The 14,782-nt window shown below is 67.6% G+C and carries 18 protein-coding genes; 7 read left to right on the top strand and 11 right to left on the bottom strand.

From position 1 onward, the window contains the following. From cobJ to HSR6_RS09545, 10 genes are all read right to left on the bottom strand, one after another. The gene (gene cobJ / locus HSR6_RS09590) at positions 1-834 is read right to left on the bottom strand and encodes a precorrin-3B C(17)-methyltransferase (protein WP_071933474.1); all 834 of its coding nucleotides are present in this window, start codon (positions 832-834) and stop codon (positions 1-3) included. Then, positions 831-1,664: a precorrin-3B C(17)-methyltransferase gene (locus tag HSR6_RS09585; protein ID WP_095532147.1), complete on the bottom strand. Its 834-nt coding sequence runs from the start codon at positions 1,662-1,664 to the stop codon at positions 831-833. Before HSR6_RS09585 ends, cobJ begins: the two co-directional genes overlap by 4 nt. Further along, positions 1,661-2,578, bottom strand: a complete 918-nt coding sequence (gene cbiG / locus HSR6_RS09580) for a cobalt-precorrin 5A hydrolase (RefSeq protein WP_071933473.1) — start codon at positions 2,576-2,578, stop codon at positions 1,661-1,663. Before cbiG ends, HSR6_RS09585 begins: the two co-directional genes overlap by 4 nt. Beyond that, positions 2,575-3,360 (bottom strand): cobalt-precorrin-4/precorrin-4 C(11)-methyltransferase, encoded by a 786-nt coding sequence (locus tag HSR6_RS09575; protein WP_071933472.1) that lies wholly within the window; start codon positions 3,358-3,360, stop codon positions 2,575-2,577. The genes cbiG and HSR6_RS09575 overlap by 4 nt, the downstream gene beginning before the upstream one ends. Then, the gene (locus tag HSR6_RS09570; RefSeq protein ID WP_070365662.1) at positions 3,357-3,998 is read right to left on the bottom strand and encodes a cobalt-factor II C(20)-methyltransferase; all 642 of its coding nucleotides are present in this window, start codon (positions 3,996-3,998) and stop codon (positions 3,357-3,359) included. The genes HSR6_RS09575 and HSR6_RS09570 overlap by 4 nt, the downstream gene beginning before the upstream one ends. Then, positions 3,995-4,546, bottom strand: a complete 552-nt coding sequence (cbiT, locus tag HSR6_RS09565; RefSeq protein WP_071933471.1) for a precorrin-6Y C5,15-methyltransferase (decarboxylating) subunit CbiT — start codon at positions 4,544-4,546, stop codon at positions 3,995-3,997. Before cbiT ends, HSR6_RS09570 begins: the two co-directional genes overlap by 4 nt. A 64-nt stretch (positions 4,547-4,610) precedes the next feature. After that, a complete protein-coding gene (locus HSR6_RS09560; protein WP_071933470.1) occupies positions 4,611-5,315 on the bottom strand; it encodes an energy-coupling factor ABC transporter ATP-binding protein in 705 nt (234 codons plus the stop codon). After that, positions 5,312-6,037 carry an energy-coupling factor transporter transmembrane component T family protein gene (locus HSR6_RS09555; protein ID WP_071933469.1) on the bottom strand — a complete coding sequence of 242 codons (726 nt, stop codon included), beginning with the start codon at positions 6,035-6,037 and terminating at the stop codon, positions 5,312-5,314. Before HSR6_RS09555 ends, HSR6_RS09560 begins: the two co-directional genes overlap by 4 nt. A 1-nt stretch (position 6,038) precedes the next feature. Next, positions 6,039-6,302 carry an energy-coupling factor ABC transporter substrate-binding protein gene (locus HSR6_RS09550; protein ID WP_070365658.1) on the bottom strand — a complete coding sequence of 88 codons (264 nt, stop codon included), beginning with the start codon at positions 6,300-6,302 and terminating at the stop codon, positions 6,039-6,041. Then, complete coding sequence (locus HSR6_RS09545; protein WP_071933468.1) at positions 6,299-6,961, bottom strand: energy-coupling factor ABC transporter permease; 663 nt, start codon at positions 6,959-6,961, stop codon at positions 6,299-6,301. The genes HSR6_RS09550 and HSR6_RS09545 overlap by 4 nt, the downstream gene beginning before the upstream one ends. A gap of 96 nt (positions 6,962-7,057) precedes the next feature. Between HSR6_RS09545 and cobA the strand changes: the two genes are divergently transcribed. The 5 genes from cobA to HSR6_RS09520 are packed head-to-tail and all read left to right on the top strand — an operon-like array spanning position 7,058 to position 11,933. Then, positions 7,058-8,074, top strand: coding sequence for a uroporphyrinogen-III C-methyltransferase (cobA, locus tag HSR6_RS09540; RefSeq protein ID WP_233488539.1), 1,017 nt, complete (start codon positions 7,058-7,060; stop codon positions 8,072-8,074). Continuing rightward, positions 8,071-8,676 (top strand): precorrin-2 dehydrogenase/sirohydrochlorin ferrochelatase family protein, encoded by a 606-nt coding sequence (locus HSR6_RS09535; RefSeq protein ID WP_071933467.1) that lies wholly within the window; start codon positions 8,071-8,073, stop codon positions 8,674-8,676. Before cobA ends, HSR6_RS09535 begins: the two co-directional genes overlap by 4 nt. Then, positions 8,673-9,980 carry a cobyrinic acid a,c-diamide synthase gene (locus HSR6_RS09530; RefSeq protein WP_071933466.1) on the top strand — a complete coding sequence of 436 codons (1,308 nt, stop codon included), beginning with the start codon at positions 8,673-8,675 and terminating at the stop codon, positions 9,978-9,980. Before HSR6_RS09535 ends, HSR6_RS09530 begins: the two co-directional genes overlap by 4 nt. 25 nt (positions 9,981-10,005) lie before the next feature. Then, positions 10,006-10,521, top strand: a complete 516-nt coding sequence (locus HSR6_RS09525) for a DUF5817 domain-containing protein (RefSeq protein ID WP_070365654.1) — start codon at positions 10,006-10,008, stop codon at positions 10,519-10,521. A 44-nt stretch (positions 10,522-10,565) separates the two neighbouring features. Next, on the top strand, positions 10,566-11,933 hold the full coding sequence (locus HSR6_RS09520) for an amidohydrolase family protein (protein ID WP_071933465.1): 1,368 nt from the start codon (positions 10,566-10,568) through the stop codon (positions 11,931-11,933). Here HSR6_RS09520 and gpmI read toward each other — a convergent pair. Then, positions 11,930-13,441 carry a 2,3-bisphosphoglycerate-independent phosphoglycerate mutase gene (gene gpmI, locus HSR6_RS09515; RefSeq protein ID WP_070365652.1) on the bottom strand — a complete coding sequence of 504 codons (1,512 nt, stop codon included), beginning with the start codon at positions 13,439-13,441 and terminating at the stop codon, positions 11,930-11,932. The genes HSR6_RS09520 and gpmI overlap by 4 nt on opposite strands. 222 nt (positions 13,442-13,663) lie before the next feature. Here gpmI and HSR6_RS09510 point away from each other — a divergent pair, with 222 nt between their 5' ends. Then, positions 13,664-13,966 (top strand): AbrB/MazE/SpoVT family DNA-binding domain-containing protein, encoded by a 303-nt coding sequence (locus tag HSR6_RS09510; RefSeq protein ID WP_070365651.1) that lies wholly within the window; start codon positions 13,664-13,666, stop codon positions 13,964-13,966. After that, positions 13,959-14,603, top strand: a complete 645-nt coding sequence (locus tag HSR6_RS09505) for a hypothetical protein (RefSeq protein ID WP_070365650.1) — start codon at positions 13,959-13,961, stop codon at positions 14,601-14,603. The genes HSR6_RS09510 and HSR6_RS09505 overlap by 8 nt, the downstream gene beginning before the upstream one ends. Positions 14,604-14,782: the final 179 nt, after the last annotated feature.

Raw genomic sequence — 14,782 nt, 5'->3', positions numbered from 1 at the left:
TCAGTAGTCGTACTTTCGTTCGTACCCACGGGGCGTGATCATGCGATCGCCCCAGATGCGTGTCTCCTCGGTGCCGACGACGATCGTCGCGGTCATGTCGAGGACTTCAGCGTCGCCCATCTCGGGCAGTTCCCCGAGCGTGAGCAGGCGTGTCTGTTCGTCCGCCCGCCCAGCGCCGTGGACGATCCCGACTGGCGTGTCGGGTGCCCGATGTTCCAGCAGGATCTCACAGGCCTGCTGGAAGATCGCCGCCCGGTTCGGGCTCCAGGGGTTGTAGATGGCGATGGCGAAGTCCTCGGGTGCGACGGCCCGGAGCCGCGATTCGATCTCCTCGCGGGTGGTGAGATGATCCGAGAGGCTGATCGTCACTGCGTCGTTCACGAGCGGGGCACCCAGGCGGGCCGCACTCGATTGGGCCGCTGGCACTCCCGGCACGACCTCGAAGTCCACGGTTGCGGGCGCTACACCCCGCGATTCGAGGACTTCGAGGACGAGGCCGCCGAGCGCGTAGACGTTCGGGTCGCCGCTCCCGACGAGCGCGACCGACGCCCCGTCGATGGCCCGGTCGACCGCCGATTCGGTTCGCTCGACCTCGCTACCCATGCCGGTCGCGTAGACCGACTCGGCGGCGTCGAGCAGGGCGTCCGGAAGCAGGTCGATGTAGGTCTCGTAACCCACGATCTGCTCGACGGCCTGGAGGGTCTCCCGAGCCCGAACTGTCATCCCCTCGGGATGGCCCGGGCCGATGCCGACGGCGACCAGGCGGCCGACGTCCGCTGTCGTTCGATTCGTCTCGTCTGTTCCCGTTTCGGGATCGCTCGGTCTCTCTGTCATTGGTGAAGTGGTGTCGTATCGCCCCGCGGCGTGACGAAAAACGGGCGGCCGTCTCCGGCCGGTTCGAGCACGCGGGAGGCTTCGGTCCCGATCACGACGAGCGTGCCCGGGGTCTGTGGGTCGAGTTCGGACGCGGCGTCGGCCAGCCGCGAGATCGCGACGGTCTCGCCAGCCGGATTGCGGCCACGGTCCCCTCGGCCGACGTCTTCGAGGATCGCGACCGGCACCGATCCGGGGCGGTGCTCGCTGACGATCGAGAGCGCCTCGGGGAGCGATCGCCAGCCGTTGTAGAGCACGAGCACGAAACCGGCCCTGGTCGCCGCCGCGAGTTTCTCGTCGATTTCGGCCTGCTCGCGGCGCTGACTCGACAGCGAGATCGTACAGAAGTCATTCGAGAGGGGCGCGCCCAGTAAGGCTGCTCCGCCGAGCGCAGCGGTCACCCCGGGGACGATTTCGATCGGGATCTCGCCGTCGGCTTCGGTCTCGGCCAGTGCCACGAGCAGGTCGGATTTTCCATAGACGTTCGGGTCGCCCCCTGAGACGTGGAGGACTGTCTCGCCCGACTGAACTCGGTCGAAGGTCTCCCGGGCCTGACGCTCCTTCGCGTTTCGACTCGACTCGATCACCGTCGAATCGTCGAGCAGTCCGGTTTCGTCCAGGAACTCCTGATACAGCGAGGCCGCGTAGACCGTATCCGCGGCCTGGATCGCCTCGCGGGCCGCCTGCGTCAGGTGATCGGGGCGGCCGGGACCGATTCCGACCACGAGTAGCTTGCCGTTTGCCCCGTCCATCGGGCGGGTGACGTGGCCCGCCGTTTGCCACTCGGTCATCGGCCGATCGCCACCGTAACCTGGTCCTCGAACTGCCGCTTTTCGGCCAGTAACTCGTGATCGTGACCGCCGGCGAGGGCACTGGCCTCGGCAATGCCGGGCCAGCCGGTCAGTTCCCGGGCCTTCGACGGACTGGGTCCCTCGAAGTCCTCCAGGGTCTCCCTCTCGAAAGTTACCAGTCCGAGGTCCAGATCCGCGGCAGCCTCACGTAACCCCGGCTCCTGGGCTTTCAGGTCGCCGGTCGCGACAAAAGCCACCTCCGAGAGCTCGCGATCGGCGGCTTCGAGCGCCCCACGCCAGGCCTGCTTGCAGGTTTCGGCGTCGGTTCCGGCGCGGCAGCCGGTTCCCAGGACCAGGTTGGCGTCCCCCGACTGCCGGAGGACGGTCACGTCCTCGTCCACCAGGACCGCCCGGGGCCCTTCGAGGCGCTCGACCGGCCCCAGCGCTTCGCGGAGTACGGCGAGGTTCGTCGCGACCGTGGAGTCCGGGGTCTCGATGGTCGCGTCGAGTGCCTCGGCCCGCCCTTCGACGGCCTGTTTTCCGGCGGCCTCCGTCGCCGTGGTTACGGCCGGCACGGCCCCGACGGCAGTGAGTTCCGCTGCAAGGCGGTTGGCCCCGTGATGGCCGCCCACGAGTGGCAGCGACCAGGTGTGATCTCCGTCGATTGCTACGACGGCCGGGTCGGTCCACTTGTCTTCCAGCAGCGGGGCGATCTTCCGGACGACGATGCCACTGGCCATCACGGCCACGATGGCATCCCGGTCCCACGCGGCCTCAAACACGCCGTCAGCGTACTCCACGTGCTCGACGGTCCGGCCCGGCGCTTCCAGGGCGGTGGCGATTTCGGTGGCCGCCTCCGTGTCCCGCTCGAAGGCGATCACCGCGACCGAATCGACCTCGCTCTCCCCGGTCACGAATCATCACCCGCGTCGGTCGCCCAGCCGCCGTAGAGATGTGAGCGGTCGTACCCGCCGCCGGTGACCGCCTCGCCGATCAGTACGAGCGCGCTCGCCTGGTAGCCGGCCGCTTCGACCTGGGCCGTGATGTCCGAGATCGTGCCTTTGATCACGTCCTCGTCGGGCCAGGAGGCGTGATAGACCACGGCGACCGGCGTCTCGGGATCCTCGCCGGCCTCGAGCAGCCGGTCCATCATCCCCTCGATGGCATGTGTGCCCAGGTAGACGGCCGTCGTCACGTCGCCCATGCCGACGAACTCGGTCACGTGATCCTGCTCGGCGTCGAGGGTCTTTCCGCGCGGGCGCGTGATCGCCACGTGGTTGGCGATCCCCGAAAGGGTGAGCTGGGTGCCAAGCGTGGCGCTCGCGGCGAAGGCGGCGGTGACGCCCGGGATCACGTAGGCCGGGATTTCCCGCTCGGCCAGCGCGTCGATCTGTTCGAGGGCGGCCCCGAAAATCGAGGGGTCCCCGCTGTGCAACCGGACGACCGCCTCGCCGTCCTCGTACGCCGTGGCCATGGTCTCGACCAGCGTTTCGAGATCCTTGCCGGCGCTATCGACCCAGCGAGCGTCGGGGGCGTAGGCTACTAGGACGTCGCTGTTGACGAGCGACCCGGCATGTACCACCAGGTCGGCGCCTTCGAGGGCCTCGCGGCCGGCAACCGTAATGAGTTCGGGGTTGCCCGGCCCCGCCCCGACGAAGGGGATCGCTTCGCCCTGCTGCCAGGGAACGCCGCTCATGCCGATCGCCCCCGTGTGGCGAACGCGACGGTGAAGTAGTCGTCTTCGAGACTCGTGGGCTCGGTGGTCACTGTGGCGTCGTTCATGAAGAGTCGTCGACCGTAGATCACGTCGTAGCCGGCCGCGGTCAGTTTTTGGTGTGTCGCTGTCACGTCGGTCACCTTCAGCAGGAGACACTGATCGGGACCGTCCGTGGGAACGCCGGCCCGGGCCTCCCGCACGTCGATCGGGCCGTCGTCGATCGTCACGTCCATCGCCGCGGTGAAGGCCGAAAGGACACTCACGCCCGGCACGGTCTCCACGTCGACCGCCTGGTACTCCTTCATCGCCCGCTCCAGATGCGAGAACGTGGAGTAGATCTTCGGGTCGCCGATGGTCACGAAGGCGACTGTCCCCGTCTCGGCGGCGGGGGCGACGACTTCGGCGGCCTCCTCCCAGGCGGCCCGCAGTGCGCTCTCGTCCCGGGTCATCGGGAAGGAAAGCTGCTCGATTCGCTCGTCCGGAACGAATTCGCCGGCGATTTCCGCGGCGAGATCACCCGGCGCGTACACCCGCTCGGCTCGCTCCATGAGTTCTTTCCCGCGGACCGTCACCAGCTTCGGGTCGCCGGGACCCAGGCCAACCCCGTAGAGGGTCATGCCCCACCCCCCGGCGTGCCGGCGATCATGTACACTGGTCGCTGGGGCTCGATCGCCGTCTCGCCGGCCAGTTCCTGGCCCGTTCCGATCGCAATTCGCCGGATTTCGGGATCGAAATCCCGCGCCCGGAATTCGGTGATAGCTCGAACGGCCGTCTCCAGTCGGGCCGCGTTCAGGACGACTGTCCGCGGGGCGACCTGCTCGATCCAGTCGAGCACGCCATCGAGGTTCCGCGTCCCACCGACGAAGACGGCGTCGGCGGCGTCCGGCAGTCCCTCGGGCGCAACAGCCTGTGTCACGGATACCGTGCCCTCGACGGTCGAGGCCTCCCGATTCGTTCGGATCGCCGCCACCCGGTCCGGATCCCGCTCGATCGCGGTGACCCGATCGGCGACCTGGGCGGCTTCGAGCGTTACAGCCCCGGTCCCGGCACCCACGTCGACGACGTGGTCGTCCGGTTCGAGGTCGAGTTTCCACAGGACCAGGGCCCTGACTGCCGGCTTGGTGGGGCCCGGCGCGGTCGATTCGGGGAGCGAGATCCGTCCCATCGTCGTGACCAAACGGACGCCCGACTAAAACAATATCGTTTGTAGTAGGACAAACTCACCTTCCTTAGAGGGCCCAGGTCCGGAGGCCGAACTGGACGGCCGTCTCCCGGTCGATATCCTTTCCCTCGTACTTGATTTCCCCCTCTGTGAGGACGGCGATCCGGTCCGCGACGGTCGTGGCGAAGCCGACGTGGTGCGTCGAGAGGAGGACGGTGACTCCCGCAGCGACCAGGTCTTCGATCAGGCCCACGAACTGGGCGGCTCCGTCCCCGTCGAGCCCGGCCGTCGGCTCGTCCATGACGACGTAATCCGGGTCCATCGCCAGGACGCCGGCCAGGGCGACTCGCTTTTGCTCGCCGTTGCTCATGGTGTGTGGATGTCGGTCGCCGGCGTCGGGCAGCCCCACTCGGGCGAGCAGGCTGTCTACATCCACCGCGTCGGCGACCCCGATGTTTCGCGGGCCGAAGGTCACGTCCTGGCGAACTGTGGGCGCGATGAGTTGATCCGCGGGATTCTGGAAGACAAAGCCAACCCGGGATCGAACCTCGCGCAGGATCGCCTCGTCGTCTTCGATCTCGGTGCCGTCAACCAGCACCCGTCCCGCGTCGGGCCGCAGGAGCCCGTTGAAGTGTTTGAGGAGGGTGGACTTGCCGGCCCCGTTCGGGCCGAGCAGGGCAGTTACCACGCCGGTCTCGGCCGTGAAGTCGACGCCCGTCAGCACCGGCGACCCGTGGTAGGCAAAGGCGACGCCCTCGGCGCGGAGGGTCACAGCAGGTGCACCCCCACGAGCAGCACCAGCACGCCGAGCGCGTAGCCATAGCCCTCGCTCTCCACGTGGGCCTGGGCCGGCGGTTCGCCGTCGTAGCATCGGGCCCGCAGCGATTCGTCGAGGGCCTCGACGCGGTCGATCGTGCGGACGAAAAGCGCGCTTGCCAGCAGTTTCATCGTCCGGAGCGTGGCCCGTCGATTTCCGAACCCGACCCGGGCTGTCGCCGCGGTGTGCATCCGCTCGGCCTCGGCCATAACCGTCGCGATGGCCCGGTAGACATAGAGGAACAACTCCACGAGCACGTTCGGGAGTCCGGCCTTCCGGAGGGTCAGCACGACCGTCGAGACGGGGGTCGAGGCGATCAAATACGCCAGGATCGAGAGGGTGGCAAGCGACCGAACGGTGGTGTCAAGCGCCGTTTGCAGGCCGGTGTCGGTCACCGTGAGCGGCCCCAGTTCGTACAGTACCGCACCGGGGGCCGTGACCAGAACCACCGCGAGCCCGGGTGCGAGGAAGAACACGGGCACGCCGAGCCAGCGCAGCGGTCCGACACCGACCGCATCGATCGTGAGGCCGAGAAAACAGAGCCCGGCGACTGCCTGCCCCAGTCGAGTCGGGGCGGCGAGGGTCAACCCGAGGGCAAAAACGACGACATACACCTGCAGCGGCCCCCTGATCGCGGGGGTCGCCGACTGCTGGACGCCCTCGAGTGTCGTGTGCATTTCAGTTGTCCGGGCAGCCACGAAGCAGGTAGCCGATGATGCCGCCCCCGATCGCCGCCTGGAGGCTGAACAGTACGGATTCGATCTCGCCGGACGGTGGCGTCCAGATCGACTCGAACCACGGCTCGTAGGCCGGTTCCTGGTCGGCGACCAGTGCCATCCCGGCCCCGTCTGCCCCGCCCCAGGCACCGATCCCGGGTGCCAGGACCGGAATCAGGAGGAGACCGATCACGGCGAGCCCCGCGAGCAGTGTGAGTCGGTTCACGTCGACACCCCCAGTTTCGACGTCACGGCGGGTTTGACCGCCAGAAGCTGTTTGATCATCGCGGCGGCGATCACCCCCTCCACGATTGCGATGGGGAGCTGTGTCACCGCGAAGACCGCAGCAAAGTTCCCCGCGGCTGTGAGCACCCCGGCGATTCCGCCCCCGGCCGGGAACGCCGCCCCGAGTTGCACCGACGTCACGATATAGGTCGCCCAGTTGGCCAGCACCGACGCCACGAAGGTCCCGGTGACGATGCCCGTCCGGTCACGGACGGCCCGGTAGCCCAGCCAGCCGACCGCGGGACCGATGATCCCCATCGAGGCGACGTTCGCCCCCAGGGTGGTGATCCCGCCGTGAGCGAGCAGGAGTGCCTGATAGACCAGGACGATGGTCGAGAGCACGGCGGTCACGGCCGGGCCGAAGAGCACGACCGCGATGCCCGTCCCGGTGGGATGGGACGTGCTCCCGGTGACCGAGGGGAACTTCATCGCCGAGAGCACGAACATGAAGGCCCCGGCGAGGGCCAGCATCGCCATTCGCTCCGGCGATTTCCGTACGTAGGTCGCGACCCGATAGGTCCCGTAGGCGACGAACGGGGCGGCGAACAGTGCCCAGGCCGCGGCCCAGACCGGTGGCAGAAATCCCTCTGCAATGTGCATGCTGTGGGAATAGCTTCTGGGGGCCCAATTAAAACAATTTGGATTGCGATAAACAAAATTAGATTTAATACGCCGGAGCCAAGAGCCTCGGGTACCATGGGGAATTCACGGGAGTCGGCGGGCAATGCTGGGCGGGCCCGGACAGAGACGAACCAATCGTCGGGTCGATCGAGTGAGGGGCTGGATGCCCCGCTCGGCAGCGTGACCGCGTCCACGCCGGCGCCACCAGTTGGGCGGGCGATGACGCGGTTGAACGGCGAATTCGACGACCGCCAGGCGGCCACAGCACAGTCCCCCGTCGAGATGGCCTGTGGCACCGATTCACCCGCCGACCTCTGGGTCCGGGATGGCGGGTCGGTCGCACTGGTCGGTGCGGGGCCGGGTGACCCCGGGCTGTTGACCGTCCGGGCCTGGCGACTCCTCCAGAGTGCGGATGTCGTCCTCTACGATTCGCTGACGAGTGCGGCGATCGTCGACTCCCTTGAGGGAGCGGAATGCATCGACGTGGGCAAACGCACCCAGCCCCGGACGACCCAGGACCAGATCCACGATCTCATGCTGGACCGCGCCCGGGCGGGCGAATCGGTGGTTCGGTTGAAGGGCGGCGATCCGGTCGTCTTCGGCCGCGGCGGCGAGGAGGCGGAGTTTCTCGCGGCCCGAGACGTGCCCTTCCGGGTCGTGCCCGGCGTGACGAGTGTCGTCGCGGCCCCGGAACTCGCGGGTATCCCCGTCACCCACCGGGAGATTTCCTCCAGTTTCACCGTCATCACCGGACACGAGGCCGCGGAGAAGAGCGAGGACCACGTCGACTGGGACGCGCTGGCCGAACGCGTCGAGGGCGGCGAGACGCTTATCGTCCTGATGGGTGTCAAGCGTCTCCCGGATTACGTCGGCCGCCTCCGGGACCGGGGCGTTCCGGCGGATGTCCCCACCGCCATGATCGAGAAGGTGACCTGGGACGAACAGCAGACCCTCACCGCCACGCTGGGAACCGTCGTCGACCGGGCCGCGGCGGCAGACATCGAACCCCCCGCGACGACGGTCATCGGCGAGGTCGTCTCGATGCGTGATCGGGTCCCCGACATCGACTGGGCGTCCGGCCAACCGCGATGATCCCGCTCTTTCACGATTTCACGGACCGTCGAGTCGTCATCTTCGGCGGTGGCGCGGTCGCCGCGAGGAAGGCCGCGCTGTTTGCCACCGAAGCCGAGGTCGTCGTCCCCTCACTTGCCTTCCACGAGCGCTTCTCGGAGATCGACTGTCGGCTCCACCGGACCCAGATCGATGGGGACCTCGCGGCCTGGTACGCCGACGACGCGTTTCTCGTGATCCCCGCAACCGACGACGCCGAGTTGAACGACCGGATCGCCGCTCGGGCGGCCGAACAGGGCGCGCTCGTGAACCGGGTGGACGAGGCCGGGCGGACCATCACCCCGAGTGTGATTGCGGGCGATAACCTCACGGTCGGTATCGCCACCGGCGGGGGAAGCCCGGCCGTGAGCAAATACCTCAGACAGCAACTGGAAGCCGAGTTCGAGACCCTCGATCCGATGGTCGAACTCCAGTCCGAACTCCGCGAGCGGGCCGAGGACCTCCCGTCGGCGGCCCGTCGGGAGTTCCTCTGGGACGTCCTCGAAGACGACCGGATCCACGAGACACTCGAAGCCGGGAAGTTCGAGCAGGCCAGAACGCTGGCCATGGAGCATCACCCATGAAGGGCGTCGTCCTGGGCGGCACGGCTTCCGGCGTGGGCAAAACCGTCGCCTCGCTGGTCGTCATGACGGCCCTCGAGGAGGCCGGCGTCGACGTTCAGCCCGCGAAGGCGGGCCCGGACTTCATCGACCCCAGCCATCACGCCGCGATCGCGGGTCGCCCCTCGCGCACGCTTGATGTCTGGATGGAGGGGACGGATGGCGTCCGCCGGAACTACGCCCGTGGGAGCGGGGACATGGCGGTCGTCGAAGGTGTCATGGGCCTGTATGACGGTGATGCCTCCAGCACGGCGATGGTTGCGGACGCCCTCTCACTGCCGGTCGTGCTGATCGTCGATGCCAAAGCCGGGATGGAGAGCGTGGCGGCGACCGCGCTTGGCTTCCAGCAGTACGCCACCCAGGCCGGGACCGACATCGAGGTGGCCGGGATCATCGCTCAGCGGGCCCACGGCGGCCGCCACGAGGACGGGATCCGGGCTGCGCTCCCCGACGACCTGACCTATTTCGGTCGCATCCCGCCCCGCGAGGACCTCGACATCCCGGATCGGCATCTCGGACTCTTCATGGGCGAGGAGGCCACCCTGCCACGCGAAGGGCTCTCCGCGGCCGCCGAGCACATTCGAACCGATCGATTGCTCGACGCGGCTCGTGAACCCCCGGCCGCTCCAGCGGTGCCCGATCCACCCGAGACTGATTCCTGTATCGCGCTGGCTCGCGATCAGGCCTTCTCGTTTCTCTATGCCGCCACTCGCGAGCGCCTCGAAACCGCTGGAACCGTCCGCACCTTCTCGCCCGTGGCTGGCGATCCCGTCCCAGAGTGTGACGGCATCTACCTCCCGGGCGGCTATCCGGAGCGGTTCGCCGCCGAACTCGAAGCGAGCGACACCCTGGATGCGATCCGAGAGCGCGCTGTGGCCGGCACGCCGGTCTTCGGGGAGTGTGGCGGGTTGATGGCCCTCTCGGAGACGCTTGAAACCACCGCGGGTGACAGTTACCGGATGGCTGGAGTCCTGCCAGCCGAGATCCGGATGACCGAACGGTACCAGGCGCTGGATCACGTCGAACTGGTGGCCGACCGGGACACCCTCACCGCAAACCGGGGCGACCATCGCCGGGGCCACGAATTTCACTACTCCACGGCGACCCTCGATTCGGACGCCACGCTCGCCTTCTCGATGTCACGCGGCGAGGGCATCAGTGACGGACGGGACGGGCTGACCGAGTACGCCACGCTCGGCACCTACACCCACGTCCACCCGGAGAGCGGGGCCTTCGATACCTTCCTCGACCGGGTCGATGAGGTTTAACAGGGCGGACCGACCACTGTAACCTATGTACGCCGTGGTGGGTTGCTCGAACTGTCAGGCACTCTGGATCGTCGCGGACCGGCCCGAGACGACCACGTGCCCGCGCTGTGGGACCCGCCACCAGTTCGACCGGCTCAAGAAGTTCACCACGACCGAGGACCGCGAGGCGGCCCGGGAGGTTCGCTCGGCGATGCTCGCGAGCGCCCAGGACCGGGCGGAAGCCTACGAGAAACTGGACTCCGTGAGCGAGATGGCCGCGGCGATCGAATCTGCGGGGGTCGACGATCGGGAGTATCTCGAAGGACAGGGCCTGGATCCGGATCAGGTCGCCGCGGCCGCCACCGAAGCGGACACCGGCTCGATGAGTCGTCGTGACCGTGTGCTGGCCGCCCTGGACGCCCTCGATGAACCGACCGAGTCGGCGATCGTCGAGTACGCGAGCGAGCACGGGGTGCCGGCAGACGCCGCCCGCGAGATCCTGGAGAAACTCACCCGCCAGGGGCTGGTCGTCCGGGGGGCCGCTGGCTTTCGCCGACTCTGAGTCCGAAACCCAACCGTTTTGCTCGCCGGCCCGTCCGTTGGGATATGGCTGCACCCGCCGACGCGATCTTCGTCGATGGCGAGGTCCACACGCTCTCGCACCCGGATCAGACCGCCGAGGCGTTCGCGGTCCGTGACGGTATCGTCGTCCGTGTCGCGGACACCTACGAGGTCGAGTTTCTGGAGGGAATCGAGACCACCCGAGTCGATCTCGACGGCCGGCCGGTGATCCCGGGGTTCGTGGACGCGAACGCCCACCTGCTGGGAATCGGGCTTCGACGCCGTCGCGCCGATCTCTCCGGTGTGGATGCGGAGACGGCGCGTTCCCGACTTCGGACCGACGCCCAACGGGATCGGGAGTGGGTCGTCGGTGTCGGCTCGCCGAACGCCTCGCTCGATCGGACCGATCTCGACGCCGTGAGCGAGACCCGGCCCGTCGTCGCGATCAGCGGGGACCGGAAGACAATGACGCTCAACTCGGTCGCGGTCGACACTATCGGCCACGAGCCAGTGGAGAGCGGCGTCGTCGAGTGGCCCGATTCGCGGCCGGTCTGGGAAGCACTCGCTTCCGGCCGTGACCGGGCCCGGGACCTGATCGAGGCGGGGATCGAACACGCCCATCGACACGGCGTCACTGGGGTCCAGGACGACGTGCTGACCGCCACGACGGCCCGCGCCTACCAGGCCCTCGATCGAGCGGGGGCGCTGTCGCTGCGAGTGCAGGTGGACCGCCGGCCGGCAGTCGGGGACGCCGGCGACCCCATCGCGGCGGCGAGAACTCTTGGGATACCAACCGGTGCGGGGAACGACCGATTGCGGATGGGGGCGATCCGGGTCGACGTCGACCAGCAACTGGCCGACGAATCGACGCTCCCGTCGCTCGCGGCGCTCCGCGAGGCGGCATCGGCCGCGGGCCTCACCGTCCGGCCCCTGGCAACCGACGAGCAGGCCCTCGATGAGGTGCTCTCGGAATTCGAAGCCGGTCTCGTGATCGATCGCGCCGATCGGGTGCGTGACGACCAGATACGGGCGCTCGCAGCGCGATTGGCGACGGTCGTCGTCAGTCCGGACACGCTCGACCGGGCCGAGTCAGGGCGTGATGGCCGCTACGGTCGCCTGCATGCGGCCGGCGTGTCACTCTCACTCGGGAGCGACGGGTTCTCGATGGCCCCGCTTCGGGCGATCGAGCGCCTGCGGTCCGCGCCCGGCCCCGAACAGCGACTTGCCGTGACGGAGGCGCTGCAGGCGGGGACGCGTGGCCCACTCGCCCGCGGCGGGTCTCCGGGGACGATCGAGGTCGGGGCCCCAGCGGACGTAATCGTGCTCTCTGATTCCCCCTGGGACCGGCCCGCTTCCGAGCTTTCGGTGGACCTGACGGTCGTCGACGGCGAGATCGTGTACGAGAGACCTTAATTCGTGAGCAGGGAGCGTCCCGTCATCCCCTCGGGGCGGTCGAGTCCGAGAATCGAGAGGATCGTTGGCGCGAGATCCGCGAGGGTCCCGCCCTCGCGAATGCGGCCGTTACCGTTCGCGGGATCGATCGAGATGAACGGGACTGGATTGAACGTGTGGGCCGTGTGCGGTGTCTCCGGCGTGCCCATGTCCTCGGCGTTGCCGTGGTCGGCGGTTACGAGCAGGTGGCCACCTGCCTCCCGGATGGCCGTGCCCAGGCGATCGAGTTCGGCGTCGACGGTCTCGACGGCCTCGATCGTCGCCTCGTAGTCGCCCGTGTGCCCGACCATGTCGGGGTTCGCGTAGTTGAGCACGAGTACGTCAGGGTCCTGCTCGTCGATGATCCGGACCGCGGCGTCGGTGACCCCGGCTGCGCTCATCTCCGGCTTTTGATCGTAGGTCGGCACGTCCGGGCTGGCGACGATCTCCCGGATTTCGCCCTCGAACTCGATCTCGCGGCCGCCGTTGAGGAAGTACGTGACGTGGGGGTACTTCTCGGACTCGGCGATCCGGAGCTGTGTCAACCCGGCCCGTTCGAGGACCGCACCAAGGGTGATTTCGGGCTCGTTTGGTTCGATGAGGACGGGCAGATCGAAGCGCCGATCGTACTCGGTCATCGTCGCGAGCGTGATCTCCGGTGGCTCCGTCGACTGGGGCCAGGCGGGGTCGATGTCCGCGAGCATCCGGGTGAGCTGGCGTGCCCGATCGGCCCGGAAGTTGCAGAAGACCACGCCATCACCGGATTCGAGTGGCGGCCCGTCCGCGATCAGGGTCGGTTCGATGAACTCGTCCGTGTCTCCACGGTCATACGACTGTTCGACGGCGGCCCGTGCCGATTTGGCCTCATGTGTCGCCTCACGGTTTACGATCGCGTCGTAGGCCCGTTTGGTTCGCTCCCAGTTCCCGTCCCGGTCCATCGCGTAGTAGCGGCCGGTGACGGTCGCGACCGAGCCGGTTCCGATCCGCTCGATTTCGGATTGGAGTTCGGTGATGAACGCCTCGCCGGCGGTCGGGCTCGTGTCCCGGCCGTCCATGAAGGCGTGGATCACCACCTCCAGGCCCTCCGCGGCGGCACACTCGATGAGCGCGTGTAAGTGGGCCTGATCGGCGTGAACGCCGCCGTCACTGACCAGCCCCATGAGGTGCAGCCGTCCGTCCTGTTCTCTGGTGTCGTCGAAAACGGTCCGGAGGGCCTCGTTCTCGCAGAAGGTGCCGGCTTCGATCTGTCGGTCGATGCGGAGGGCCGGTTGATCTAGTGGGCGCCCGGCTCCGATGGTGAGATGACCCACCTCGCTGTTTCCCATGCGTCCCTCCGGCAGGCCCACGGTCGGCCCGTCGGTGCGGAGGGTGCCGGTGACGCCCGTGTCCCAGTAGCGATCGAACGTGGGGGTGTGAGCGGCCTCGATCGCGTTCAATCGGTCGTGGTCGCCGAGTCCCCAGCCGTCGAGGATGACGAGCGCCACCTCCATGCGGATGGCTGGGGGTGGCGGACGTATCTAGGTGTCGTTCGCGGCCCGAGTCACGGGCCCAGTCCCCGGCCGTGCCACCCTCCGGGGTGGGGGAGGACGAACCCGCAGCATCGCAACCACACCGAACAAAACCAAAATGCACCACTATCTGGTATCAAACGGTGATTAACTCCATTTAGTGGAAACACTTATGGTCACAGGGACGAATGGTCAGGTGTCGCAATGACAGACGACGACTCCAACTCCGCCATGTTTCCCTCGGCCTTCGCGAAGGCGATGGGGCAGGCGGGCTCCGACGCGACCGAAACCTCAGCACAGATGACCGAAGCCATGCTCGATGCGGTTCCCACGCCCGAGTCGTTCCCGCTGGAGGCGGTCCAGGGGACGGCGACGTTCAAGACCCGGATCCAGAGTGGTGGCCGGATCAGCATTCCCGACGCCGAACGCGAGGTCCTCGACCTCGGCGAGGGTGATATCGTCCAGGCAGTGATCGTGCCGCTCAAGCGCAACCAGGACAATGACTGAGGATACCGATTCCACCGACGACTCGCCTTTCGGGGCGATGTTCGAGATGCAACGTGACGTGATCGAACAGGGACAGCAGTTCGCCGAGGAGTCGGCGAGTGCCCCGGCGGCGTTCGCCGCGGCCATGCGCTCGGCTGCAGTCGAGGGCACGGACGTCCACCGGCGCACCCTGGAGGTCGGCCAGCGGGCGATCGAGGACATCCTCGAGGCCATCGAGGCAACCACGCCGACCGACGAGGCGGCACTCGAAGACCTCCGTCAGGCCGTCGAGGGTGGCTTCGACGACCTGCTCGCGGCTCACGACGACATGGTCGAGTCCGCCGATGAAGCCGCCGAAGCCGGTATCGAGGAGTACGAGGCGGCGGTCGACGGGGCGCTCAGCAGCCTCGACGCGCAGCTGGACCTCATCCTGGATGCGAACGACGACTTCGAGGCCCGGACGCTGGACGCGCTGGAAGTGGTCGTCGACCAGTACGAATCCCTCCAGGCCGAGATCGAGGGCCAGTCCGGGGAGCTCTCCGAAGACATGCACGAGCAGCTCGACGCGTTCGAGGACCGGCTGGCGACCCAGATCGAACAGTATCGCTCGACGCTTGCGGACCTCGAATCGCGGTTCGAGGCGCTGCAGTCGGAGTGACTACCCAGCCGAACGACGTCCCGACACGTTTTGTCTCCGGTTTTTGAGACCGGACGGACAGTCATGTGAACCGCCTCGGGGTCAAGTAGTTCGAGAATCTCCGATTCTCATCATCACGGAAATCTTCGATTTCCGTACGACCCCGAGGCATTCGCCTTGCTTATCTGTAGAACGGGTGT

This window comes from Halodesulfurarchaeum formicicum, assembly GCF_001886955.1.
In the GTDB taxonomy this organism is placed as follows: Archaea; Halobacteriota; Halobacteria; order Halobacteriales; family Halobacteriaceae; genus Halodesulfurarchaeum; species Halodesulfurarchaeum formicicum.
The sequence above is the reverse complement of the archived record's forward strand: the minus strand, read 5'-3'. Positions and strand labels throughout refer to the sequence as shown.

Coding starts and splice junctions, on each gene's coding strand:
- cobJ (WP_071933474.1), bottom strand. CDS start 834: ATGACAGAGAGACCGAGCGATCCCGAAACGGGAACAGACGAGACGAAT.
- gpmI (WP_070365652.1), bottom strand. CDS start 13,441: ATGGAGGTGGCGCTCGTCATCCTCGACGGCTGGGGACTCGGCGACCAC.
- HSR6_RS09510 (WP_070365651.1), top strand. CDS start 13,664: ATGACAGACGACGACTCCAACTCCGCCATGTTTCCCTCGGCCTTCGCG.
- cbiT (WP_071933471.1), bottom strand. CDS start 4,546: ATGGGACGGATCTCGCTCCCCGAATCGACCGCGCCGGGCCCCACCAAG.
- HSR6_RS09545 (WP_071933468.1), bottom strand. CDS start 6,961: ATGCACATTGCAGAGGGATTTCTGCCACCGGTCTGGGCCGCGGCCTGG.
- cobA (WP_233488539.1), top strand. CDS start 7,058: ATGGGGAATTCACGGGAGTCGGCGGGCAATGCTGGGCGGGCCCGGACA.
- HSR6_RS09555 (WP_071933469.1), bottom strand. CDS start 6,037: ATGCACACGACACTCGAGGGCGTCCAGCAGTCGGCGACCCCCGCGATC.
- HSR6_RS09525 (WP_070365654.1), top strand. CDS start 10,006: ATGTACGCCGTGGTGGGTTGCTCGAACTGTCAGGCACTCTGGATCGTC.
- HSR6_RS09575 (WP_071933472.1), bottom strand. CDS start 3,360: ATGAGCGGCGTTCCCTGGCAGCAGGGCGAAGCGATCCCCTTCGTCGGG.
- HSR6_RS09585 (WP_095532147.1), bottom strand. CDS start 1,664: ATGACCGAGTGGCAAACGGCGGGCCACGTCACCCGCCCGATGGACGGG.
- HSR6_RS09520 (WP_071933465.1), top strand. CDS start 10,566: ATGGCTGCACCCGCCGACGCGATCTTCGTCGATGGCGAGGTCCACACG.
- HSR6_RS09505 (WP_070365650.1), top strand. CDS start 13,959: ATGACTGAGGATACCGATTCCACCGACGACTCGCCTTTCGGGGCGATG.
- HSR6_RS09530 (WP_071933466.1), top strand. CDS start 8,673: ATGAAGGGCGTCGTCCTGGGCGGCACGGCTTCCGGCGTGGGCAAAACC.
- HSR6_RS09570 (WP_070365662.1), bottom strand. CDS start 3,998: ATGACCCTCTACGGGGTTGGCCTGGGTCCCGGCGACCCGAAGCTGGTG.
- HSR6_RS09535 (WP_071933467.1), top strand. CDS start 8,071: ATGATCCCGCTCTTTCACGATTTCACGGACCGTCGAGTCGTCATCTTC.